Source organism: Pseudomonas bohemica, assembly GCF_002934685.1.
GTDB lineage: Bacteria > Pseudomonadota > Gammaproteobacteria > Pseudomonadales > Pseudomonadaceae > Aquipseudomonas > Aquipseudomonas bohemica.
The window spans coordinates 1-23711 of sequence record NZ_NKHL01000074.1 but is presented as its reverse complement, the minus strand read 5'-3'; the positions used below and the strand labels follow the sequence as shown (position 1 = coordinate 23711).

General features: G+C 61.5%; 18 protein-coding genes. 12 read left to right on the top strand and 6 right to left on the bottom strand.

Annotated features, from left to right (window positions below):
- Positions 1-64: 64 nt before the first annotated feature.
- From CE491_RS02945 to tssA, 4 genes are all read right to left on the bottom strand, one after another.
- On the bottom strand, positions 65-553 hold the full coding sequence (locus CE491_RS02945; protein WP_110946875.1) for an Hcp family type VI secretion system effector: 489 nt from the start codon (positions 551-553) through the stop codon (positions 65-67).
- 192 nt (positions 554-745) lie between these two features.
- Entirely contained in the window at positions 746-2239 is a 1494-nt protein-coding gene (gene tssC, locus CE491_RS02940; RefSeq protein WP_110946874.1) for a type VI secretion system contractile sheath large subunit, read from the bottom strand.
- A gap of 15 nt (positions 2240-2254) precedes the next feature.
- On the bottom strand, positions 2255-2785 hold the full coding sequence (gene tssB, locus CE491_RS02935) for a type VI secretion system contractile sheath small subunit (RefSeq protein WP_110946873.1): 531 nt from the start codon (positions 2783-2785) through the stop codon (positions 2255-2257).
- A 108-nt stretch (positions 2786-2893) separates the two neighbouring features.
- The gene (gene tssA / locus CE491_RS02930) at positions 2894-3907 is read right to left on the bottom strand and encodes a type VI secretion system protein TssA (RefSeq protein ID WP_199884958.1); all 1014 of its coding nucleotides are present in this window, start codon (positions 3905-3907) and stop codon (positions 2894-2896) included.
- A gap of 390 nt (positions 3908-4297) precedes the next feature.
- Between tssA and tagH the strand changes: the two genes are divergently transcribed.
- From tagH to tagQ, 12 genes are all read left to right on the top strand, one after another.
- Positions 4298-5674, top strand: coding sequence for a type VI secretion system-associated FHA domain protein TagH (tagH, locus tag CE491_RS02925; protein WP_110946871.1), 1377 nt, complete (start codon positions 4298-4300; stop codon positions 5672-5674).
- Positions 5675-5728: 54 nt separating this feature from the next.
- The gene (tssJ, locus tag CE491_RS02920) at positions 5729-6235 is read left to right on the top strand and encodes a type VI secretion system lipoprotein TssJ (protein WP_110946870.1); all 507 of its coding nucleotides are present in this window, start codon (positions 5729-5731) and stop codon (positions 6233-6235) included.
- A 15-nt stretch (positions 6236-6250) separates the two neighbouring features.
- Positions 6251-7585 carry a type VI secretion system baseplate subunit TssK gene (gene tssK / locus CE491_RS02915; protein WP_110946869.1) on the top strand — a complete coding sequence of 445 codons (1335 nt, stop codon included), beginning with the start codon at positions 6251-6253 and terminating at the stop codon, positions 7583-7585.
- A gap of 6 nt (positions 7586-7591) precedes the next feature.
- On the top strand, positions 7592-8917 hold the full coding sequence (locus CE491_RS02910; protein ID WP_407681317.1) for a DotU family type VI secretion system protein: 1326 nt from the start codon (positions 7592-7594) through the stop codon (positions 8915-8917).
- Positions 8914-12417 (top strand): type VI secretion system membrane subunit TssM, encoded by a 3504-nt coding sequence (gene tssM, locus CE491_RS02905; RefSeq protein WP_110946868.1) that lies wholly within the window; start codon positions 8914-8916, stop codon positions 12415-12417. Before CE491_RS02910 ends, tssM begins: the two co-directional genes overlap by 4 nt.
- Positions 12414-13067: a type VI secretion system-associated protein TagF gene (gene tagF, locus CE491_RS02900; RefSeq protein WP_110946867.1), complete on the top strand. Its 654-nt coding sequence runs from the start codon at positions 12414-12416 to the stop codon at positions 13065-13067. The genes tssM and tagF overlap by 4 nt, the downstream gene beginning before the upstream one ends.
- Positions 13068-13799, top strand: coding sequence for a PP2C family protein-serine/threonine phosphatase (locus tag CE491_RS02895; protein WP_110946866.1), 732 nt, complete (start codon positions 13068-13070; stop codon positions 13797-13799).
- Between the two features lie 9 nt (positions 13800-13808).
- Positions 13809-16874, top strand: coding sequence for a serine/threonine-protein kinase (locus tag CE491_RS02890; RefSeq protein WP_110946865.1), 3066 nt, complete (start codon positions 13809-13811; stop codon positions 16872-16874).
- On the top strand, positions 16874-17590 hold the full coding sequence (locus CE491_RS02885; protein ID WP_110946864.1) for an ABC transporter ATP-binding protein: 717 nt from the start codon (positions 16874-16876) through the stop codon (positions 17588-17590). The genes CE491_RS02890 and CE491_RS02885 overlap by 1 nt, the downstream gene beginning before the upstream one ends.
- Positions 17590-18792 carry an FtsX-like permease family protein gene (locus CE491_RS02880; protein WP_110946863.1) on the top strand — a complete coding sequence of 401 codons (1203 nt, stop codon included), beginning with the start codon at positions 17590-17592 and terminating at the stop codon, positions 18790-18792. Before CE491_RS02885 ends, CE491_RS02880 begins: the two co-directional genes overlap by 1 nt.
- On the top strand, positions 18785-20518 hold the full coding sequence (locus CE491_RS02875) for a formylglycine-generating enzyme family protein (RefSeq protein WP_110946862.1): 1734 nt from the start codon (positions 18785-18787) through the stop codon (positions 20516-20518). The genes CE491_RS02880 and CE491_RS02875 overlap by 8 nt, the downstream gene beginning before the upstream one ends.
- 84 nt (positions 20519-20602) lie before the next feature.
- A complete protein-coding gene (tagQ, locus tag CE491_RS02870; RefSeq protein ID WP_110946861.1) occupies positions 20603-21532 on the top strand; it encodes a type VI secretion system-associated lipoprotein TagQ in 930 nt (309 codons plus the stop codon).
- A gap of 101 nt (positions 21533-21633) precedes the next feature.
- On the opposite strand, the gene CE491_RS02865 is transcribed toward tagQ, so the two are convergent.
- Together CE491_RS02865 and CE491_RS02860 are read right to left on the bottom strand one after the other, a co-directional pair.
- Positions 21634-22224: a hypothetical protein gene (locus tag CE491_RS02865; RefSeq protein ID WP_110946860.1), complete on the bottom strand. Its 591-nt coding sequence runs from the start codon at positions 22222-22224 to the stop codon at positions 21634-21636.
- Between the two features lie 4 nt (positions 22225-22228).
- A complete protein-coding gene (locus CE491_RS02860; protein WP_110946859.1) occupies positions 22229-22669 on the bottom strand; it encodes a DUF3592 domain-containing protein in 441 nt (146 codons plus the stop codon).
- Positions 22670-23711: the final 1042 nt, after the last annotated feature.

Genomic DNA, 23711 nt, shown 5'->3' with positions numbered 1-23711 from the left:
GGAACATGATCGAAATCGAAAGACGGCCAACGCCCCCGGCCATTGGCAACGGGGGCGTCGAGAATCAACGCTTGGTGTTGGAGCGAATGTTCCAGCCGTACTTGATCGGGCCGCCATCCTTGGTGCCGTCGGCTTTCTGCGGCTGGTAGTCGACCAGTACCTGAGCGAAGTTCAGGGTGATGGTTTCGGTCAGGCGATCGTCGCCACCCGAACCACCGGTGGTCAGCGAGGTGATCAGCACTTCTTCCAGATTGATGATCAGGTACTCGACCTGGCTCTCACCGCCCGCCTTGCGCACAGTCAGGGTGACCTTGTCGACGTGCTTGCCGCTGGAGCAATGCATCATCAGGTTCGGCGTGGCCTTGTCGACGTACTTGGTCAGCGAGATGTCCTGAATGTTGACCTTGCCCGCACCGCCGCCACCGCCGACATGCATGTTGCCGGACTGGGACATGCCCCAGCTCCAGGCCAGCACGTCGATTTCGTCCTTGTGGGCTTTGTCCATGGACTCGCCCTTGATGTCGCCAATCTTGATGAAGATATCAACAGCCATGTTTTCTCCAGTGTGGTCTACCACGAAGTATTTTTAGTCAGAGCCCACGCGGGCGTACTACCAGACTTGTTATCGAATAACGCACATTTTCTGTAGCCGTACGGCTTGTCGGCGGTCACGGTCTGTCTGTGGACGAATGCATCGCCTGACACCGCGCAACCGCTGGCAAACCGGGCTGCTACAGGGGCGCAATCACGCGCCCTTGGCCGAAGGCAGCTTGGACACCAGACGCAGCGACACCGTCAGCCCTTCAAGTTGGTAGTGCGGGCGCAGGAAGAACTTCGAGTTGTAATAACCCGGGTTGCCTTCGACGTCCTCGACCACAACCTCGGCGTTGGCCAGCGGATGCTGCGCCTTGGTGGTCTCGGTGGAGTGCGCCGGGTCACCGTCGACGTAGTTCAGAATCCAGTCCTGCAACCAGCGCTGCATCTCGTCCTTGCCTTTGAAGGAGCCGATCTTGTCGCGCACGATGCACTTCAGGTAATGGGCGAAGCGGCAGGTGGCGAACAGATACGGCAGACGCGCGGCCAGGTTGGCGTTGGCGGTGGCGTCCGGGTCATCGTATTCGGCCGGCTTCTGCAGCGACTGCGCGCCGATGAAGGCTGCGAAATCAGTGTTTTTCTTGTGCAGCAGCGGCATGAAACCGTTCTTCGCCAGCTCCGCCTCGCGACGATCGGAAATGGCAATTTCGGTCGGGCATTTCATGTCCACGCCGCCGTCGTCGGTCGGGAAGGTATGCGCTGGCAGGTTCTGCACTTCACCGCCGGACTCGACACCGCGAATCCGCGAGCACCAGCCGTAGTGTTTGAACGAGCGATTGATGTTCACCGCCATCGCGTAAGCGGCGTTGGCCCAGGTGTACTTGGCGCTGTCTGCGCCGTCGGTGTCTTCTTCGAAGGCGAAAGCTTCTACCGGATCGGTCTTGGCGCCGTATGGCAGGCGCGCCAGGAAGCGCGGCATCGTCAGGCCAATGTAGCGCGCGTCTTCGGATTCTCGCAGCGAACGCCAGCCGGCATATTCTGGAGTGGTGAAAATCTTGGTCAGGTCGCGCGGGTTGGACAGCTCCTGCCACGAACCCATGCCCATCACGGTCGGCGACGCCGCTGCGATGAACGGTGCATGCATGGCCGCGCAGGTCTTGGACAGTTCGCCCAGCAGTTCGACGTCCTGCGGCGACTGATCGAAGTAGTAATCGCCCACCAGACAGCCGTAAGGCTCGCCGCCGAACTGACCGTATTCTTCTTCATACATTTTTTTGAAGATCGGGCTCTGGTCCCAGGCCGTACCCTTGAATTTCTTCAGGGTCTTGTGCAGCTCAGGCTTGGAGATATTGAGCACGCGAATCTTCAGCTGCTCGTCACTCTCGGTGTTGTTGACCAGGTAGTGCAGGCCGCGCCAGGCGCTTTCCAGTTGCTGGAATTCAGGGTGATGGATCACCTGATTCACTTGCGCGGTGAGCTTGGCGTCGATGGCCGCGATGATCGACTCGATCGACGTGATGGCGTCGTTGGACACCAGATCGGTCTGCGCCAGTGCCTGTTCGGCCAGCGTGCGAACGGCGGTCTCGACGGCCTCACGGGCGCGTTCGGTTTTCGGTTTGAATTCTTGCAGCAGCAGCGAGGCGAACTCGTTGGCCTCTTCGGTTTGGCTGGTTTGAGCCTGGTTGTCACGCAGCAATTCGGTCATGGTCGTTCGTCCTGATCAGGCTTTCGGCTCGGCGCTTTGAGAGTCAGCGCCCTGAGGTTTTGGCGCGCTCGCCAAAGCCTGCAGCAGGGCCGGGTCCTTGATCGCCTTCATGATGATTTCTTCAGCGCCGGTCTTGCCGTCCATGTAGGTCAGCAGGTTGGCCAGTTGGGTGCGTGCCTCGAGCAACTGGTTCAGCGAATCGACCTTGCGCGCCACGGCGGCGGGGCTGAAGTCGTCCATGCTCTCGAACGTGATGTCCAGGCTCAGGTTGCCTTCGCCGGTCAGCTCGTTCGGCACGTGGAAGGCCACGCGAGGCTGCATGGCTTTGAGGCGCGAGTCGAAGTTGTCGACGTCGATTTCCAGAAACTTGCGATCGGCCACCGCCGCCAGAGGCTCGGCAGGCTTGCCCGCCAGATCCGCCATGACACCCATCACGAACGGCAGCTGGACCTTTTTCTCGGCGCCGTACAGCTCAACGTCGTACTCGATCTGGACCCGTGGGGCGCGGTTGCGCGCAATGAATTTCTGAGAACTGGTGTTCGCCACGTTGCTCCTCCTGGTCGCTGCTGCGACGTGATTGGCGTCATCGGTCTTGGCCGGTAACGGGGTTGCGTGATCCCGGTGCTGACCGGCTCGCTGCTTGAGCGAACCGGTTTATTCGGCGTCGGGGCCGCGCAGATTTTCGAACTGGGACATACCGTCGGGAATCAGGTTACGCACGATGGCCGCGAAGTCGGCGTGCACCAGATTTTTCGCCCGATTCAACAGCACCGGCAGCGGGCTCGACGGCTCATGACGGGCGTAGTAAGCAAGAATGTTGTCGAGGCTGCGGACCACGTCATCGCGGTTGTCGATTTCCCCGGAGGCACGCGGCGTCGCAGCCACGGTCTGCTCCACCGGCGTCGCGTCGCCGGTGTCGCGGGTCGCGGGTTCGGCCACAGCGCCGCCTGGCGCATATTCAGCGAGGATGTGCAGCGCTTGTTTGAGCGGCTGCTTGAGGGCGAACAAATCCACGCCCTGAGCGGAGCCAACCTGGCTGGAAACGTAATGCTCGATGGCGTCGGCCGTGCTGTGCGCTTCCTGCAGCGCAGAGCGTAGAGCGAAAAGCTGGTCTGAGTCCGTGTCGCGCAGTGCGCCTGCCAGTTCCTCGGGTGTGAGGTGTTCGTCCGCAAAGCTCTGCAGACCGCTGGCGTTCAGCGCGGCACGCAGGCTGATCGGGCCGAACGTGCGTGAGCGGGTCAGCAGGCTTTCGCGAAGCAGTCGAATATTGGTTTCGCACGCGATGCCGGACAAGGCGTTGATGCGCACGGTGGGATCGTTGTCGTCGTCTGCGTCGAGTTGCGGGTACAGCGTGGGCCAGTATTGACCCAGCAGATCGTTGATCAATGTCAGGGCATTGGCCAGCCCGGCAAAGCCATCGAGGGCCAGGGCGCTTTGCAGGAGGAAATGGGTGATTCGCAGGTCTTTACTGCGTTGCAGAAGAGTAATGCTGGACTGTTCTATCTGTCGCCACTGGGGAGGTTCGGCCGGATGTACCGAATCGCCCATAGTGCGTTCGGGTTTACCCTGGGCGTCGCGCTCCAGCTGGAGGAAGTCCGCGTCATATTCCAGGTCATCGCCACACGGAGAGTTCGCGGAAACTGCGGCGAGTAACAACGGAACATCCACCAAAATCGATCTCCTTATCGGGTGCGGACAAATCTGATAGTTAACGTGGAAAAATCCTACGCGGACTACGGAACATTCTTTCTTGTAAACAACCGGTGATATCACATGGGCATCATCGGCGTTATGGAGTTGTGCATTTTTGGTGTGGAAGTTATCTGTTGTCAAGGTAAGCTATGTGCCCTCTGTGACAGTTGTGATGTGCGTAACAGTACGTAGGACTGTTAAGTCAGCCTCTGTACGACTGGTACGGATGTGTGTGTAAAATTGTGGAAAAGCCAGCATTCGGCCCGTTTAATCCCGGTTTTTGAGCGTTTTGGTACGGCATTCGGCTGGCCTGCGCAGGCCCGTGTGTCTGCGTTCGAGTGCTCGAAGCGCAAGCAAGGAGGCGCTGTGTCGCTCTGTTTGACTATCACCAGCTATCACAAGATAACCCCTGGCCAAATCCCCGAGAAATCGATGGATAATGGGGTGATGGCAATTGGCCGTAGTCAAGAAAATGACTGGATACTTCCCGATCCGGAACGCCTTGTTTCTTCAAGACATTGCGTCATTCAATATAAAGACGGTCGCTACTACTTGACCGATAACAGTACTAACGGAGTAGAACTGGTAAATGCGGGTATTCGGTTGCGTCGCGGAAACAGCGAACCGCTGGAGGATGGCGAACTTATCCGCATCGGCGACTACGAGATCCGCGCGCGAATTGATTTCGAAATGAAACTGCCAGGCGCGGATCTAACCGGCGCTGACTCATCCAACAGTTTCGACGCATTGATGGGGCGTCAAAACAGTGCTGCGTCGATGCCCGTCGAAGCAGTACCTGCTGCGCATTTCCAGGGTGGCACGGCTCAAGATACTTTCCCTGATCTGTTCGATTTTCTGACCCCGCCCCGTGTACCCCCTGCCGCTGTTTCGGATCACGTTCCGGCCGAGCGCCACGACTTTCGCCCACCGGCCCCACAGGCACCTCCCGCGTCGATCCTGCAGCCATCGCCAGTCTCGCCAGCGGGTGTGATTCCCGAAGACTGGGACGTGTTTGCCGATATGCCCAAGTCGTCCGCACCGAGCCCGATTGTTCCGCCCGTTCCGGTTCCAGCTCCGGTTGCGCAAGCGAAGCCTGTGGCTATCACGCCGCCGCCCAAAATCGTTGAGCCAAATCCGCCCGCGGCCGGCAGCGGTGAGGCCGATTTGCTCAAGGCGTTTTTGCGCGGTGCGGGACTCGATCAACTGCGGATTGAGTCGGCGCAGGTCCAGGCGCAAATGGAGGCCATCGGACGCAGCTATCGGCTGATGGTCGAGGGCCTCATCGACGTGCTGCGCGCCCGAACCAGCCTCAAGGGCGAGTTCCGCATGCAGCAAACCATGATCCGTCCTGTGGAAAACAATCCGCTGAAGTTCGCACCGAACACCGATGAAGCGCTGCTGTTGCTGCTGCGCCACGGCAATCCGGCGTTCATGCCGCCGGATCAGGCAATCGCAGACAGCTTCGATGATCTGCGCGCGCATCAAATGGCGGTCATGGCCGGGGTCGAGGCCGCGATCAAGGCGCTGCTCAAACGTTTCGAGCCTGCGCAACTGGAAGCGCGCATGGGCAAGCCGGGCGCCCTTTCGAACCTGTTCGGCTCTCGTCAGGCCCAGCACTGGCAGCAATTCACCGAGCTTTACACACAGATTTCCCGCGAAGCCGAGGAGGACTTTCAGGTCCTTTTCGGACGTGAATTCAGTCGTGCCTACGAGGAGCACAGCGCGCGACTGCGCCGCCCTTGAAGGCGTGGCATCAGGAAAAACGGATAGACAGTCAGCACGTCACGAGGACGCAGGATGTTTCGAAGAGTTGTATCGGCAGTAGCAATGGTGCTGTTGCTGGTTTCTTGTGCCAAAAACGCGGAATCGCCACAGGCGGTCGAAAAGACCTCGGACGCCACTTCCGTTGCTCTGCACTTCAATGCTGTCGCGGGGCTGAACCCCGGCGCCAACGGCCAGCCTACGCCCGTGCGGGTGCGTATTTTCGAACTGAAGAACACCGCCAGTTTCAGCCGTGCCGATTACTTCGCCCTGGCTGAACGCGCCCAGAGCACGCTAGGCGCCGATCTGCTGGATCAGGACGAAGTGCTGCTGCAACCCGGTCAACAGCTGACCCTGAATCGCAATCTCAACACTGCCACTCGCCAAATCGGTCTGGTGGTGGGGTATCGCGAAATCGATCAGGCCCAGTGGCGTGCCGTGCTCAACGTCGCATCGCGCCAGGCCAGCGAGTTCCAGATCGGCCTTGATACCAGAGCCGTCAGCAGCGATTCCGCCGCGCCAACCATCCGCCCTGCCCAATAGACAATCGGAGAACCCATGTCCTGGAACAATCGTGTGGTCTGGTCGGAAGGGATGTTCATCGGAACACAGCACTTTCAGCAGCATGACCGTTACCTGGAAAACCTCATCGACGCTCGCAGCCGTCCGCTGTCGGCCGGAGCCTGGGGCTTTTCCGAGCTATTGCTGGATCAGGGGCTGTTGGCGCAGGGCAAGCTGGCCATCGTTTCGGCATGCGGTCTGTTGCCCGACGGCACGCCGTTCAACATCCCTCACGATGACTTGGCGCCGAGCCCGCTGAACATCGACGACAACCTGCGAGATGGCGTGGTGTATCTGGCCTTGCCGCTCAAGCGCGCGGGGCAGCGGGATACTGTGGATGAAGGTGAGGCAGTGGGCGGCGCGCGGTTCGTCAGTCAGGTGCGCGAGGTGCGCGATGACAATGCACCGTTCGAAAATCGGGCGCCTGTGGCCATCGGTGCGCGGGCTTTGCGTCTGCTGACCGAAAAAGACGGTTTGAGCGATTACGCAGCGGTGGGATTGGTGCGGATCAAGGAAAAGCGCGCCGATCGGGCGCTGGTGCTCGATGACAGCTACATCCCACCACTGCTCGACGTCGCCGCGTCCAAGCCGCTTACGGCATTTCGCAGCGAGTTGCTGGGGCTGCTGCACCAACGCGGCGAGGCCCTGGCCGGACGGGTAGTGGCGTCAGGCGCGGGCGGCGCATCGGAGATCGCCGATTTCATGCTGTTGCAGTTGGTCAATCGTGCCCAGCCGCTGATCAGTCATCTGAGTCAACTCAGCCCGCTGCACCCGGAGCGTTTCTACAGCGAACTGGTGAGTCTGGCGGGAGAGTTCGCCACGTTTTCCACGTCCGGTCGCAGGCCTGAAGCGTTCGTGCATTATCAGCACGATGATCTGGCCGTGAGTTTCGCGCCGGTGATGCAGGCCCTGCGCGAAGCCTTGTCGATGCTGATCGACAGCAAGGCCACGCCAATTCCTATCGTCGAAAAAGCCTACGGCATTCATGTGGCGATGCTGGCCGACCGCACCTTGATCGACAACGCCAGTTTCATTCTTGTGGTGCGTGCCGACATGCCGAGCGAGACCCTGCGCGGGCGTTTTGCGCAGCAGAGCAAGATCGGTTCGGTCGAGCACATTCGCGATCTGGTGAATCTGCAACTGCCGGGCATCGGCCTGCTGCCGTTGCCGGTGGCGCCACGGCAGATCCCGTTCCATGCCGGCTCGACCTACTACGAGCTGGATCGCGGCAGCGAGCACTGGAAGCAGTTGGTGCATTCGGGTGGTTTCGCTTTCCACGTGGCGGGCGATTTTCCGGGCCTGAACCTGGCTTTCTGGGCCATCCGAGGATAAACGGCGATGCCTTCCCACGACGAACCTTTCAACCCACCGATGCCGGGAAACGATCGCACGCAGTTCATGCCGCGTCCCGGCGGACGTGGCCCGCAGCCAACGGCCCAGCCCAATTCGCCACCTCCGCCGCTGTCGGTTCCAGCAGCGCCGCTGCCCTTGGGGCAGGCGCAGGGCCTCAATCCACTGGAGGCCGCCGCAGGGCCGCTGTTGGCGCTGTTGACCCGCCTGCGCAGCACCATCGCACACCCCGCGCCCGCCAGTCTGCGTGCGCAGTTGCTGGGTTACCTGCGCCAGTTCGAAGAGCGCGCTGAGGCCGCGGGTGTCGCACGTAATGACGTGCTGCTGGCGCGCTACGCCCTGTGTACCGCGCTGGACGAAGCGGTGCTCAGCACGCCTTGGGGCAGCACCAGCGAATGGGGCAAGCAGAGCCTGTTGATCACCGTGCACAACGAATCCTGGGGTGGCGAGAAGGTCTTCCAGCTGCTGGAGCATTGCCTGCAAAGCCCGCGCGAACGTCTGTATCTGCTCGAGTTGCTGTACCTGTGCATGTGCCTGGGTTTTGAAGGTCGTTATCGGGTGATGAACGACGGTCGCAGCCAGTTGGAGGCCCTGCGCGAGCGGACCAGCGCCGCGATTCGCAGCGCACGGGGCGAGTTCGAGCGTGAGTTATCGCCGCACTGGCGCGGGTTGACGGTGGTGCGTGATCGGCTGTCGCAGTTCATGCCGCCGTGGGTGGGCGTGGCGATCGGGCTGGCATTGCTGCTTCTGCTGCTGTTCGGCCTGCGCCTGAAGCTGGCCTCCGATGCAGAACCTGTATTCAAGAACATTCATGCGCTGGGCGAGATTCCCGTGCAGGCAATCACGCCCGCCGTGGTGCAGCCCAAAGTCATCGAGCGGCCGCGTCTGGCAGGCTTCCTGGTGGAAGACATCAAGGCCAACCGGGTCGCTGTGGAAGATGCCGTGGACCGCTCGGTGGTGACCATTCGAGGGGACGAAATTTTCTCTTCGGGCAGTGCAACCATCGTCGATGACTTCCAGCCATTGATGCTGCGCATCGCCGACGCCATACGCAAAGTCAAAGGTCAGGTGCGCGTCACCGGTCACAGCGACAACCGTCCCATTGCCACTCTGCGCTTCCCCTCCAACTGGGCGCTGTCCCAGGCGCGCGCCGAGCAGGTGCTGCAAATTCTCGCGGCCAAGACCGGCCAGCCTGAACGCTTCTCCGCCGAAGGGCGCAGCGACACTGAGCCTGTGGCTTCCAACGCCACGGCAGAAGGTCGCGCGAAGAATCGACGGGTTGAAATCACAGTGTTGGCGGAGGGGGTCGAGTGAAGGCGTTTTTCGGTTTTGTCATTCGCTGGGTCGTGCCGGTTCTGGGCCTGATCGCGCTGAGCCTGATCATCTGGTTTGTCGGTCCGGTGCTGGACGTGTTGGTGCCCGACGGTCGGCGCTGGGCGTTGATCGTTCTGCTGTTCGTCGCGTGGATTGCCTGGCGAGTCTTTCGCGTCATTCAGGCGCGTCGACATGCTGCGAAGGTCATGGAAAGCCTGGCGGCCGAAACTGCGCCGGACCCTGCCAGCGTCGCCACCGCCGAGGAGCTGGCGACCTTGCGTCAGCGTATGGATGACGCTCTCAAACTGTTGAAGAAAGCCCGCCTGGGCGGAGACGAGCGTCGCAATCTTTACGAGCTGCCGTGGTACGTGATCATTGGCCCGCCGGGTTCGGGCAAGACCACGGCACTGATCAACTCCGGGCTGCATTTTCCACTGGCTGCTCAGATGGGGGCGGGTGCGATTCGTGGTGTTGGTGGTACGCGCAACTGCGACTGGTGGTTCACGGACGAAGCGGTCTTGCTCGATACCGCTGGCCGTTACACCACGCAGGACAGCCATGCTCAAGTCGACAAAGCCGCCTGGCTCGGCTTTCTCGATCTGCTGAGAACCCAGCGCTCCCGCCGTCCTATCGACGGCGCATTCATTGCCATCAGCCTGTCCGATCTGTTGCTGGGCAGTGAAGCTGAACGCGCGGCCCACGCTGCAGCGATTCGCGCGCGGATCCAGGAGCTGTACAGCCAGCTTGGCGTGCGCTTCCCAATCTACGTCATGCTCACCAAGCTCGATCTGGTACCCGGCTTCATGGAGTTCTTCGATGCCTTGAGCAAGGAAGAACGCGCGCAGGTGTGGGGCATGACCTTCGCCATCGACGATGGCAAGAATGCCGACGGCCCGCTGGCAACGTTCCTCAGCGAATTCGTCTTGCTGGAGCAGCGGCTCAATGCGCGTCTGGTCGAGCGTTTGCAGCAGGAGCGCGACCCGGCGCGGCGTGATTTGATCTATGGTTTCCTGCAGCAGTTCGGCGCCCTGAAAGACACGCTGCAGGGCTTTCTCGACGGCGTGTTCAAGCCCAACGCGTTCGAAGATCGGGCATTGCTGCGCGGTGTCTATTTCACCAGCGGCACTCAGGAAGGCAGCCCTATCGACCGCCTTATCGGTGCCATGGCCCAGAGCATGAATCTGGACCGCCAGCATCTGGCCCGGCAGACCGGCACCGGCCGCAGTTACTTCATCGAGAAATTGTTCACCGCTGTCGCGTTCGCCGAGCGCGGGCTAGTGGGGATCAATCCCAAGGTCGAACGCCGACGTAAATGGCTGGCGCGTGGGACGTTGGTGGCAACGGTCGCAGTGGTGTTGGCGGTCAGTACGCTGTGGTTGCTCAGTTATCGCGCCAATCAGGCCTACATTGCTCAGGTCGATCAGAAGGTCGCACCGCTGGGCCAGAGCGTGCAGAGCCTGAGCCCGGCGCAGCGGGACGTTCTGGCGGTTCTGCCGCTGCTCAACGCCGTGCGCAACCTGGCGGGCGATCCTCCTGGCATGTCCCAAGGCCTGGGCCTGTATCAGGGCGACATGCTGGAAGCCGAGTCCGGCAGTGTGTATCGCAAGCTGTTGATCGCCGTGTTCGCGCCGCGTCTGGTGACCCGTGTCGAAGAACAGCTGCGCAGCGGTGGCAATTCCGACTTCCTCTACGAAGGGCTGAAGGCATACCTGATGCTCGCCGACAGCGAGCACTACGACCCGGACTTCATCAAGGCGTGGGTCGCACTGGACTGGGACCAGAGCCTGCCCCACGATCTGCCGCCCGAGCAACGTCAGGCATTGGCCGAGCACTTGCAGGCGCTGTTCGAGCGTCATCCGCCCAATGCGCGTCTGGACCAGCGGCTGATCGACGATCTGCGCCGACAATTGCAGCAACTGCCGGTGGCCCAGCGGGTGTACGACCGGGTCAAGCGACAAAAGCTGCCCGAGAGCGTGACTGATTTCCGGGTGACCGAAGCAGCGGGTCGTGACGCCGCGCTGGTATTCGCCCGCAAGAGCGGAAAGCCGCTGGGCGATCCGCTGAGTGGTTTCTTCACCGCCAAGGGCTACCGCGAGGCGTTTTTGGCCATGAGCCTGAGCCAGGCTGGCACGCTGGCTGAAGAGCAATGGGTACTGGGACTGGACCGCGCCGATCAGCAGAACGTCGCCAGTCTCGCCGTAGAGGTGCGCCGGCTGTATTTCCAGGACTACCAGCGCCAGTGGGACGCGCTGCTCGCCGACATCGATTTCGTGCCCATCACCAACGTGGCTCAGGCCGCTGACGTGTTACGGGTGATTTCCGGGCCGACCTCGCCGCTGAAAAAACTGTTGGTTGCTGTCGCCAGGGAAACCAATCTGCAACAGGAAGACAAGCTGCTGGCCGAGCAGGGCAAGAAGGTCGAGGGCGGTGTCGATCAGCTCAAGCAGCGACTGGGTTCGATCCTCGGTCAGGAACAGGTCAGTAACGCGGCCGTGCCTGCGGCCGCGGAAGATCCGGTCAGCGCGCACTTCGCCGAACTCAACGCATTCGTCAGCAAGGGCGAGGGTGAGCCTGCGGCCATCGATGGTCTGCTTGCGGACATGAACGCGCTGTATGTGCAGGTCAGCGCGATGGTCGGCGCCAGCGGCGATGCGTTGCTGGGCGAGGCGAAGAACTCCGCGAGCGCGGCTGCGGCCCGGGTCAATCTGAATGCCGACCGCGAGCCACCTGTCGTGCAGAGTCTGGTGAGGTCGGTGGTGAGTTCGACCACCAATACGATGATGGGCGGGGTGCGCAATCAGTTGAACGCTGCCTGGGTCAGCGACGTAGTCAACGTCTATCGGCAGTCGTTGAGCGGTCGATATCCACTGGCGCCTGGTAGCGCACGGGATGCCACCCTCGATGACTTCGGCCAGTTCTTCGGCGTTGGCGGGGTGATGGACAATTACTTCCGCAAGTATTTGCAAAGTTACGTCGACACCTCGGCATCGGCCTGGCGCTGGCAGCCCGGCGCGGCGCAGAAGCTGGGGATCAACGCTTCTGTGTTGCAGACCTTTCAGCGTGCAGCGGCGATTCGCGATGCGTTCTTCCGCGCCGGCGGCGTGCAACCGACCGTGCGCTTCGAACTCAAGCCGGTGGCGATGGACGCGTCGATCACCCAGTTCCTGCTGGACCTCGACGGGCAGCAGATCAGCTACGACCACGGCCCGAGTCGCCCGGTAGCCATGCAGTGGCCGAACCCCGGCAGCATCGGCGTGGTGCGCCTGTCGATTTCGCCGCCTGCAGCCAGCGGTCGCTCGGGGATCACGTTGGATGGCCCGTGGGCGTGGTTCCGTTTGCTCGAACAGTCGGATCTGGTGGCCGGGGGCTCGCCCGATCGTTTCAACCTGCGTCTGCGGGTCGACAACGCCAGCATTTCCTACGAGTTGCGCGCCAACAGCGCCTTCAATCCGTTCAAGAGCCGCGTGCTGAGCGGTTTCAGCCTGCCGGAGCGGTTATGACGACGCTGGGTTTCTACGGCAAATTGGCCAGTCGCGGCGATTTCGTCAGCCGTGGCCTGCCGCAAAGCTTCATTCAACCTTGGGACACCTGGCTGGCGGCGGGACTGCACGTCAGCCAGCAGCAACTGGGCGAGGACTGGCTGAATGTGTATCTGGTCAGCCCGCTGTGGCGCTTTGCGCTGGCGGCGGGTGTGTGCGGCTCGGACGCGGTGGTTGGCGTGCTGATGCCGAGCATCGACCGGGTCGGGCGCTATTTTCCGCTGACCCTCGCGCAGACCATCGGGCCCGATCAGTCGCTGGCGGCGCTGATCAGCGCACCGGACGACTGGTTCGAGCAAGTCGAGGCGCTGATGCTCTCGACCCTTGAACAGGACTCGGACTTTTCAGCCTTCGACGACAGCGTCTCAAGCCTTGGCTTTCTGCCGACGGCGCAGCGCGTGCCAATCAGCCATTTCGCCGGATTGCAGCGCACGGGTGCCAACGAACCTGACAGTCGCCATCGGGTGTTGGCTGAACTCGCCTGCGAGGGTGCAAGCGTGTGGTGGGGCAAAGGCTCCGAACGGATCGCGCCCGGCCTGCTGCGCTGTCAGGGCCTGCCTGACGCCGCCGAATTCGGCAGCTACCTGCTGGGACAAGGAGCGTCGATCTAGATGTCTGTATTGCCTGAAAACCGTCGATTGCGCTCCGCCAGCTACAGCCACGTGGGCATGGTGCGGCAGATCAACGAAGACGCCTTTCTCGAATTGCCCGAACACGGTCTGTGGGCCGTGGCCGATGGCATGGGCGGGCATGCGGCGGGGGATTATGTCGCCAGTCTGATCGTCGATAGCCTGCGCCGCGCGCTGCCTGCCGATTCCCTGTCGAGCTACACCCGCGCGTTGCGCACGGCGCTGACCGAGGTGAATTCGGCGGTGCGTGAGGAAACCCGTCGACGCGGCCTCGGCATGATGGGCAGCACCGTTGTGACGCTGGCGATCAATGGTGATCAAGGCGCCTGCCTGTGGGCCGGAGACAGCCGCCTCTACCGCCTGCGTGATGGGGAGCTGGAGGGCATCTCCCGCGACCACAGTTACGTTCAGGATTTGCAGGACAGCGGTCTGCTCAGCGAAGCAGAAGCCCGAGTGCATCCGCGCGCCAACATCGTCACGCGCGCCGTTGGCGTCGAAGACACGTTGGACTTGGCCATGATCAACCTCGACATCCTGCCCGGCGACACTTACCTGCTGTGCAGCGATGGCCTGAACAAGACCGCCGAAGACCATGAGATTCGCGATGTGCTGGGCCACACCGACCCTTGGCAGGTGGTTCGCAGCCTCGTGCATCTGGGACTGACCCGGGGCGCCCCCGACAACATCACGGCCATCGTCGTCAAAGCCTCCTGAAGACCAAACATGGACATACAGATTCCCGGATTCGATATAGAAGGCGAGATTGGCGAAGGCGCCATGGCCACCGTCTATCTCGCCACGCAACGCTCGCTGGAGCGCAAGGTCGCGCTGAAGATCATGGCGGCGGCTTTGGCGGCCGACTCGACGTTCTGCGAGCGTTTTCTGCGCGAGGGCAAGACCCTGGCGCGCCTGTCGCACCCTCACACCGTCACCATCCACGACATCGGCAATGTCGGCAACCTGTATTACATGGCCATGGAATACCTGCCCAACGGCACGCTCAAGGAGCGAGTCGCCGCGGGCATGAGCGCCGAGCAGGGCCTGACGTATATTCGCCAGATCGCGTCGGCGCTGGGTTACGCCCATGCGCAGGGGCTGGTGCACCGCGACGTGAAGCCCGCCAACATTCTGTTCCGAGCCAACGGTTCGGCCGTGTTGTCGGACTTTGGTATCGCCAAATCGCTGGACGATCGCACGCAGTTCACCCAGGCCGGTTTCGCCGTCGGCACGCCGAGCTACATGAGTCCGGAGCAGGCACGCGGGCTGGAAATCGATGGCCGTGCTGACCTGTACGCACTGGGCGTGGTGCTCTACGAAATGCTCGTCGGAAAGCTGCCCTACAACGGCACCGACGCGCTTTCCACCGCATTGGCCCACCTTACCGAGCCCTTGCCGGAACTGCCGATCCATCATGGTCGCTACCAGCACATCCTCACCAAATTGCTGGCCAAGGACCGCGACGAGCGCTTTGCCAATGCCGCCGAGCTGATTGCGGCGCTGGATAACCTGCCGCCTGACAATATCGATGCAACGCAGATTCGCTCGCTGCCGTTACCGCCTGCGGATTTTGACCTTGAGTCGAGCTCTAAAGACAATTTGGGCGGCCTGACACCGGTCTCCATCGAAATCCCTGATTTACCCCCTGCGCAGTCTGTGCCTGCGGCCACGGCGGCGCCTGAAACATCGAATAAATCGGAGCAGCGCAAAGGCCCGGTTCTGGCGCTGCTGGGTGTCGCTGTCGCGGCGGCGCTTGGTCTGGGTATCGGAGGCTATTGGTGGCTAAGCGACGACAAGCCCGCCGCGGCTTCGACGTCCTTCGCCACCACTGCGATGGCGAGTAAGGCCAATACCGTCGGCACGGCTCCAGGCAAGTCTGACAGCGCACCGGCCGCTACAAACGTTGTTCAAACGCCGGACGCGGACGCAGATGGCGGCGATCGCCCGCTGTTGATGGCAAACAAAAAGACTCTGTTCCAGCGCGTGCTGAGCAAACCCGACGCGAAGCTTTCCAGTGATGCAGGCGCAACAGGGGAGCAGATGCTTCCTGCGTTTTCGGTGTTGTATGTCTACCAGCGCAAGCGCGTGAACGGCAGTGAATGGTTGCGCGTCGGTACGGGCAGTGACGGCCATAGCGATGGCTGGCTGCCGGCCGATCAGGTCAGTGACTGGAAGCAGAGCCTGGTGCTGAAATTCAGCGAGCGTTCCGGGCGTTCACCTGCGATGTTCATGCGCGAGCCAAGCCAGCTGGAAAAACTGTTGAACGACCCGGCAGCGGCGAAAAAACTGCTGCTCGATGCTCAGAAGAACGCCGATGACAGCCATCAGGTGCTGGCCCTTGAGCCCGCCGCGAGCGCCGTTCCGCAGAATCAGTTCTACCTGCTGCCGATCTTCGACGCCAAAGAGACCTTCGACCAGAATGGCCAACCGGTCCAGTTACTCAACGTTGCGTCAATCGACCCCGGAAACACGCCTCAGCGCACAGCTTCCGGCGAGCAGATCAAGGCTGCCAACAAGGATGCCTTCCGCACGGGCGTCGTGTTGGTCGTGGATACCTCTGTGTCGATGCAGCCCTACATCGATCAAGTGCGCGATGTCATCGCCGAACTGCAGAACCAAATCGGTAGGCGAGGTGAACTGGACAACGTCAGCTTTGGCCTGGTGGGCTTTCGCAACAACGTCAGCAAGACGCCAGGGCTGGAATACCTGAGCAAGACGCTGATCACCCTCGAGCAGGGGCGCGACCCGCAGCGCTTTCTGGAATTGGCGCGGCAGGTCAAGGCCACCAACGTGTCCAGTCATTCCTTCAACGAAGACGCCTTCGCCGGGGTGATGCAGGCCGTCAACGGCATGGACTGGTCGGGCTATGGCGGGCGTTTGATTCTGCTGGTCAGTGACGCCGGTTCCCTGCGCAAGAACGACCCCTACAGCAGTACTCAAATGAATGAAGCCGAGGTGCGTCAGGCGGCGCTGGGCAAGCAGATCAAGATCTACGCGCTGCACCTGAAAACCGATGCCGGCAAGAAGAACCACGCGTTTGCCGAGCAGCAATACCGCACCCTGACCGCTGACGCGAACCCGCAAATCGGCGATCTGTACGTGCCGGTACCGGGTGGCGACGTGCAAAAGTTTGGCGAACGGGTCTCCGAGATCGGCTCGGTGTTTGCCGATCTGGTGCATCAGGTGCGCAGCAATCAGCCACAAGTTGCCCCAACGCTTTCTGCCGCGCCAAGCGTGGCCGACAAATCGGCGGCTATTGGTTATGCGATGCGCATGGATTTTCTCGGTCAGCAGTCAGGGGTTCGCGCCCCTCGGCTGGTCAGCGCCTGGACCGCCGACCGCGACCTGACCAACCCGACACTGCCCCAATTTCAGGTGTGTGTGATGCTGAGCAAATTGCAGCTCAACGACCTGCAACAGTCGCTCAAACTCATCGTGGATGCCGCACGCAAGACCCAGACTTCGCCCAAGGATTTTTTCCAGGAAATCGCCAGCGCCAGTGCCTACATGAGTCGCGATCCATCGGCCCTGCGCAAGGGCGGCAATCTCGCCCAGAGCGGCGTGTTGGGCGAATACCTGGAGGGTCTGCCGTATCGCAGCAAATCCCTGAGCATGACCCAGGATCTCTGGCTATCGCTGAGTGTGGCCGAGCAGGAAGATTTTATCGACGAGCTGGATTCGAAAATCCGCCTCTACGAAACTTTCCACAATGATCTCGCCAATTGGGTCCGCTTCGGCAATGCCGAGCCGGGTGATGCGCTGTACCGCGTTCCGCTGTCGACGCTGCCTTGATGTTGAGCCTGCGAGAGGTGCGCAAGACGCGGGGCGAGGGCAGCCAGCGCTACAGCCTGGTGATTCCGCGCCTGGACCTGGCGGCCGGTCGGCAACTGGCGCTGGTCGGCCCCAGTGGCTGCGGCAAAAGCACGTTACTCGACCTGTTGGCATTGGTGTTGTCTCCGGAAGCCGCTCAGCGTTTCGATTTCGTCGTCGATGAAGGTCATGTCGATGTCGCTGGCCTCTGGCGCGATGCTCGGCAAAACCGTCTGGCGCAATTGCGCAGCCGGCAGATTGGCTATGTGCTGCAAACCGGCGGCTTGCTGGGGTATCTCGACGTGCGCAGCAACATCGGCCTGCCGCGCAAACTGCTGGGAATGAGTGATGACGGCACCGTCGAACGATTGGCCGCGCAGCTGGAAGTCGCCGAGCAACTGGGCAAGAAGCCGCAGGCGCTGTCTGTCGGACAGCGTCAGCGAGTCAGCTGCGCACGGGCCCTGGCGCACAATCCGCAGCTGTTGCTGGCAGACGAACCTACCGCCGCGCTCGATCCCCTCAACGCCTTGCGCGTCATGCAGCTGCTGCTTGGGCGCGTGCGAGCCCAGGGGGCCTGCTGCGTCATCGCGACCCACGATGAAAGTCTGGCTCGCGAAGCCGGTCTGCATTCGCTGCGTATCGCTTGTGTGCAGGACAAGGACGGCGGCGTGACCGCGACGCTGGAGGACGAACGCTGATGCGCATCGCGCTGGTGATGTCCCTGGCCTGGCAGGACTATCGCGCCGACGCGCGGCTGTCGGCATGCACAGTGCTGGCTTTGGTGGCGGTGATCGCGCCTTTGCTGGTGCTGTTCGGGCTGAAGTTCGGGCTGGTGGGCAGCCTCACTGAGCGTCTTGAGCGCGACCCCGCTGTTCGGGAAGTGATCCCCATGGGTGGCGGTCGTTTCAGTGCTGGATTCATTGATGAACTGGCGCGCAGACCGGATGTGGCTTTTGCCTTGCCGCGTACCCGACAGATCGCCGCCACCGCCGATCTTTCCTTGCCGACGAGCGATCAGACGGTGAATGTCGAGATGATTCCAACCGCCGTGGGCGACCCGCTGTTGGGCGACACCTTGCCTGCGACCGAGCTCGATCGGGTTCTGCTCAGTCAGACCGCGGCGGAAAAGCTCGGCGCCAAGCCCGGGGATTGGCTTGACGCGGCGTTCACCCGTCAGTTCTCGGGAAGGGCCCAGGCCCAGCGCACCCGATTACAGGTCACGGCTGTGTTGCCGCTGGAGGCATTCGGACGCGATGCCATCTTCGCCTCCACCGAGCTGCTGGAAGCGGTTGAAGATTATCGCGATGGTCGGGCCGTGGACGCTTTCGGTTGGCCGGGCGATGCCCCTGGTGCCAATGAACAGAGGGTTTTTCCGGCGTTTCGTCTGTATGCGCGCAACCTCGACGACGTCGAGCCGCTGCGCCTTTATTTCGCCGAGCAGCATCTGCTGGTGTCGACTCGGGCGCAGACCATCGCGCAGGTGAAGTCTCTGAGCCGCAATCTCTCGCTGGTCTTCTGGGTCATCGCCACGCTGGCGGTTGTCGGCGCTGTCGCTGCGGTGTTCGCCAGTGCGCTGGCCGCCGTCGAGCGCAAGCGCCGGGAACTGTCCGTGTTGCGCCTGCTGGGTTTCAGCACCGGCGCGCTGTTGTTGTTCGTGGTCTTGCAGGCGCTGTACAGCGGCGTGCTGGCGGTGGTCATCAGCTTCGTGCTCTATGGCCTGGCGGAGCGCGGCCTCAACCTTTTATTCGTGCAGGTGCCAGGTGAGTACGCCAGCCACCTGTTGATACGTCATTACTGCGTGGCCCTGCTGGCTGCCCTCGGCGCCAGCGCACTGGCTGCGGCGCTGGGTGGCTGGCGAGTCGCGCGCATCGAAGCTTCGGAAGGAATACGAGATGTTTGAGTTGCGTTGGACTTCCATAGCGCGAGCGGTCGCCCTGCTGTGTGCGTCCCTGTGCTTGTCATCACTGGTGCAGGCGGCCGATGACGATACGCTGGACAACCCCAGGCCCCTGCCGGACGACGTGATTCTGCCGCTGCCTTGCGACGGTGAAATGGTCTTTCGTTATGTCTACGTGCTCGCCCAAGGCACGCTGGACGACCGGGAAGTCAGCCTTGGTTATCCGTTCAGCGAAGGCGAAGCGGGATACAAACAGTCGTTCATTTCCGGCTATCGGCGCGACTTCATCAACGGCCAGTTCACCCTCAACGACCTGCCTGGCGACTGGCGCAAGACCATCGGCCCACAACTGCCTAAAACCGACGCCGGCACGCCGCTCAAGCCGATGCTGTATTTCATCGGCAAATACGAAGTCACCGCGCGGCAATATGCTCAGGTGATGTCACAGGCCCAGTCCCTGGCCAGTGGTGAACCGGCGCCTGCCTGTGATGCGCCGGAGGGCATGGTCGGGCGTCTACCGAAGGTCAAGTTGTCGCGCTTCGAGGCTGAACGCTTTTCGGCGGTTTACAGTGCCTGGCTGATGAAATACCACCGCGACCTGCTGCCGGTGAGCGGGCGCGGAAAAACCGACGAGGATGGCGGCGTCGGGTTCGTGCGCCTGCCCACCGAAGTGGAGTGGGAGTACGCCGCGCGTGGCGGTCAGGCGGTCAACCGTCAGGAGCTGGAAGGCCGTTTGTTTCCGCGCAGGGTCGAGGGCCGTGAAGAGGATGGCCCGCTGGGTGACTGGGCGGTGTTCAATCAGGTCGCTGGTGGCACCGGGCAGGCTGCGCGCTTGATGCCCATCGGCACCAAGTTGCCCAATCCGATCGGCCTTTTCGACGTGATCGGTAATGCCGCCGAAATGGTTCAGGAATCCTTCCAGCTCGTTCATGCGGGCCGTCGTCAGGGCGCATACGGCGGGTTTGTCGCCAAGGGTGGCAACTACCTGGAGGGTGAGGGCACGCTGTTCACCGGGATGCGTCGCGAGTATCCGCTGTTCGCCACCGACGGCACCGAGCAGAGCAACGAAACCACGGGCTTTCGTGTGGCCATCGGGGCGTTGTCCGCGCCGCGCTCGCGCTACAAGGAACTGTTCGAGCAATGGCAAAAAGAAGGCCGACTGGCTTCGCTCACTGACGCCATCGACGATGCTCAGGACCCGACAAAGCGCCTGGACACCATCATCGCCGCCAGCACCGATCCACGCCTGCAAGCCGAGTTGGGCCTGGTCAACGAAGAACTCAAACGCAACGTTTCCTTGATCGCTCAACAGCGCGAAGAAGCAGCGGGCAACCTGATCCAGTCCTCGGCGTTGGTCGCCGAAACCATCAACAACTACAACATCCGCCTGACCAATCTGCGCAAGAGTCAGAAGCAGGCCGCCGACGCCAAGGACGCTGCCAGCGCCAAGCTGTTCGGCGTGGCCATCGAGAACGGGACCAGCGCGCTGGATGGCGCAGTGGCCATCTACATCGACAACCTTGCCACCGGCACGCGCTACACCGACGCGGTGATCCAGGCGCAGTTCCAGAGGGTCAAGGAAGAACTCAATCGCAAGCCGGTGCTGGGCAAGAGCCTGGTCGCCCGCGCCACGTTATTCGTTCGTCATGTGAGTGATTACCGCCAGCAAAAACGCGCGGACCCACAGGCGATTCTGAAGGAATTGCTCGCTTCGGCCGGTCAGCCATGACGGCCGTCGTCCAGCGAGCTTAAAGGGAGTCCGGACGGCCATTTGCCGCGCCGGCGTTGTAAAACCAAAAAAGAGAGCATCACCATGCAGTTATCCCGTAACCCCGTTGTTTCGACCTCCAAGTGCCGTGGGCTGCTGTTGGTTGCCGCAGGATTCAGCTTCGTGCTGATGGCGGGATGTGCCAGCTCGCCGGTCTCCAAAGTCGGTGCCACGACCAAGGTCGCGTACTACCCGAGCTGCTACGAACCGGTGCAGCATTTGCGTGATACCGATTCGGATGTCGGCAAGTCGGTGCTCGGTGGCGCCGCCGTGGGCGCCCTGGGCGGCGCGCTGGCCGGTGCGCTGGTCGGCAGTCCCCAGGACCGTGCCCGCAACGTCGCTATTGGTGTCGCAGGCGGCGCGCTGGTCGGCGGTGCGGCGGGTTACTACACCGAGAAGCAGAAGCAGATCGCCGATGACAACCAGCGTATCGGCTCCTACGCCACCGATATCGACAAAAGCGCCGCTGATATCGACCGCAGCACGGGCTACGCCAAGGCCTCGCAATCGTGCTACCAGAGCGAGTTCACCAAGCTGCTCTCGGCGCGTAAGGCCAAGACCATGGATGATGCCGAAGGTCGCAAGCGTCTGGCTGAAATCATCTCTGGGCTCAAAGAGTCCAACGATCTGATCACCGCCGTGAACGGTCGCGCCGGTGAAAACCTCGACAACTACACCCAGGCGTACGAAAAAGACCTGCAGACCGTGGGCGTGAAACGCACTGACGTGGCCACCGTCGCTGCTGTGGACACGAAGCCTGCGACCACCACGACCAGCAAGAAGAAAACGCCGGCCAAAAAGAAATTGCCGACTGTGCCACAGGAAGCGGTCAGCACCGAGAAGACCCTGCAAGACGCCAAGACCAAGCAGGCTGCAAGCCAGCAGGTGGCTGCGACCGGTCAATCCCAGGTCAACGCCATGTGCAAGAACCCGGACCTCGGCGACTGGGCTCCAGTGCCTTGTCCGAATGTCTGATTGAGCGGGTTTGAGTCATGAAAAAACCGGCCCTGTTCGTTGAGCAGGCCGGTTTTTTGTCCTGGGGCTTTAGGTTGAAGGTACTCCCCTAAGCCATCGACTCAGAACAATCCTCCCAGATAGATCGCCCCGCCACCTCCGGCCTGCAGACCGGCATTCACGCCACCCATCACCACCGCGCCCTTGGCCGATTGCAGCAAGTGACGCTGCATCACCAGTGGCCCGAGCACAGCCCCCACCGGCGTTGCGTTGACTGCCAGGCTGATCGCCAGCAACTTGGGGTCGAGACCGAACAGCATTGCGGTGCCCGAGATTCCGGCAATCAAGCCTCCGCCGACTTCCATGAAAACGCAGACTCCTGTGATGTCGTCGCGGGTCAGGTCGCGATTGGCGATCGCGTCGGAGACGAACACCGCGCCCGTGCTCGGAAAGGCCTCGAGGGCTCCCGCACCGCCAACACTCTTGCCTTTGATTGCGATATTCACTTTGCCGAAGCGCGGCAGGCGCGCACCAAAACCGATGCCTGCGCCTAACCCGCCATAGCGAAAGTTTTCAGTCTTGCCTGCGGGATCTTTCAGCGTGATCGAACCTCCGCTGCCGGCTGCGAACATCACGGTCAGGCCCCCGCTGCTGGCGGTTTCGTAGGTCCATCGGCTGGCGTTGACGGGGAGGGGAATGAGCGACTGAGTCATGGATTCAAATTCCTTTTGGGGACGGAGCGACAGGCTTTTTGCGCCGCGAGAAAATTTCATCAGCGCCCCCTAGAAGGAAGCCCAGGCCGATCAATCCGACCAGCGCCGCGGAGCCCCAAAGCGCTCCGAAATCGTTGATCTGCGGAGTCAACGCCGGGTCTTCTTCCCGGTAGTAAACTTCGACCGCCTGCCCGGTCTGATAGCCGAAGATCATCCCGCCCTGGGGATAGGACACGACTTTGCCCGAGCTGCTGGTGAATTCGATTTGAGGGTGTGAACCGCCAGCGTTCAGGGATTTGACGACCCCAGGCGCCTTCTGCGCATACGACAGAAACTCGTGGCGGTCGACAGCGAGGTAACCGGAAATAAAGAGAAGGACGACGCCGACAAAGGCGAAGAACAGACCTTTGATCAGGTTCGGTCGTGGGCTCGAAGAGGTGCTCATGGTGTCTGTCTGTTCATCCTTGAAGGTGGATCCATTAAAAGAGTAGTCAGTCGCCCATCATTCAGAACAGCGACTTCATGCGCACGCCGCCCCAGCTGTTGAGGGAAGGGGCACATTGGCTGGTGCGGCCCTTTATGGAATAACGCGTGATGATCTCGTCCTTGTCGGTGTAGAACCTCAGCTCGCAGTCGGCACGCGCCCCGTCACTCCTGTGAGCATTCGTTGCTTGATGCGTATCGCCTGACCTATGGCGAAAAGAGCCAGGTCGTTTCCCACAATGGCCGGAAATATAGAGTGACAAATCGGCTCGCCGCAAGGTGTGGCAATTCGCCTCCTTGAGATACAGCGGTCAGGCTGAATCATGGCATAGAAGGTGGAAGAGGCAGGGCAGGGTCGCCGCCGCCGGCAAGCCGTGCTGCTAAAGCCACGGCGACCAGAGCCAAAGGCTCTACAGCCAGATCCCACAAAAAAGCCCGCACATTGGCGGGCTTCTTTATATGCGGTGGATGTCCAGTCAGTGTCGGCCGACCGAAAATCAAAGATGGCGCACCTGGCGGGATTCGAACCCACGACCCCTGCCTTCGGAGTCCTAAAAGTCGACGTTTAGAATCAATACGTTAGCGGGCATTAGCTGGGAAATCAACGGGTTGTGTTAGCTGGTTTTAGCGGGTTTTTGCCCTGGTTAGCGGGGCGAGTGTGGCAAATTTGTGGCAAGCCCGCTCGACTTCAGTCCAGCTGCATACTTCAAATGACCGTCATGTGCATTGAAGCTGACTGGTTTCTGTACTCGATCGACACTAATCGACTCAGAGCTGCATGGCGACAGACAGAAATTGGCAAAATGCGGACTATGGCTACCTTCCGGCACGGGTCGGACGGCGAAGTCTAGCCGCAATCGTCACGGTGGATAGTCAAACCTTAGCCTGCTCGCCTATCTCCTAGGCACCATCGACCTCTTTTCTCTGAATCGCCCCTGGTTTCATAGACACCTCCAAGCCTCATAATGAGGCCCAAATAGGAGGTGCCATGAGTCGTCAGCGTT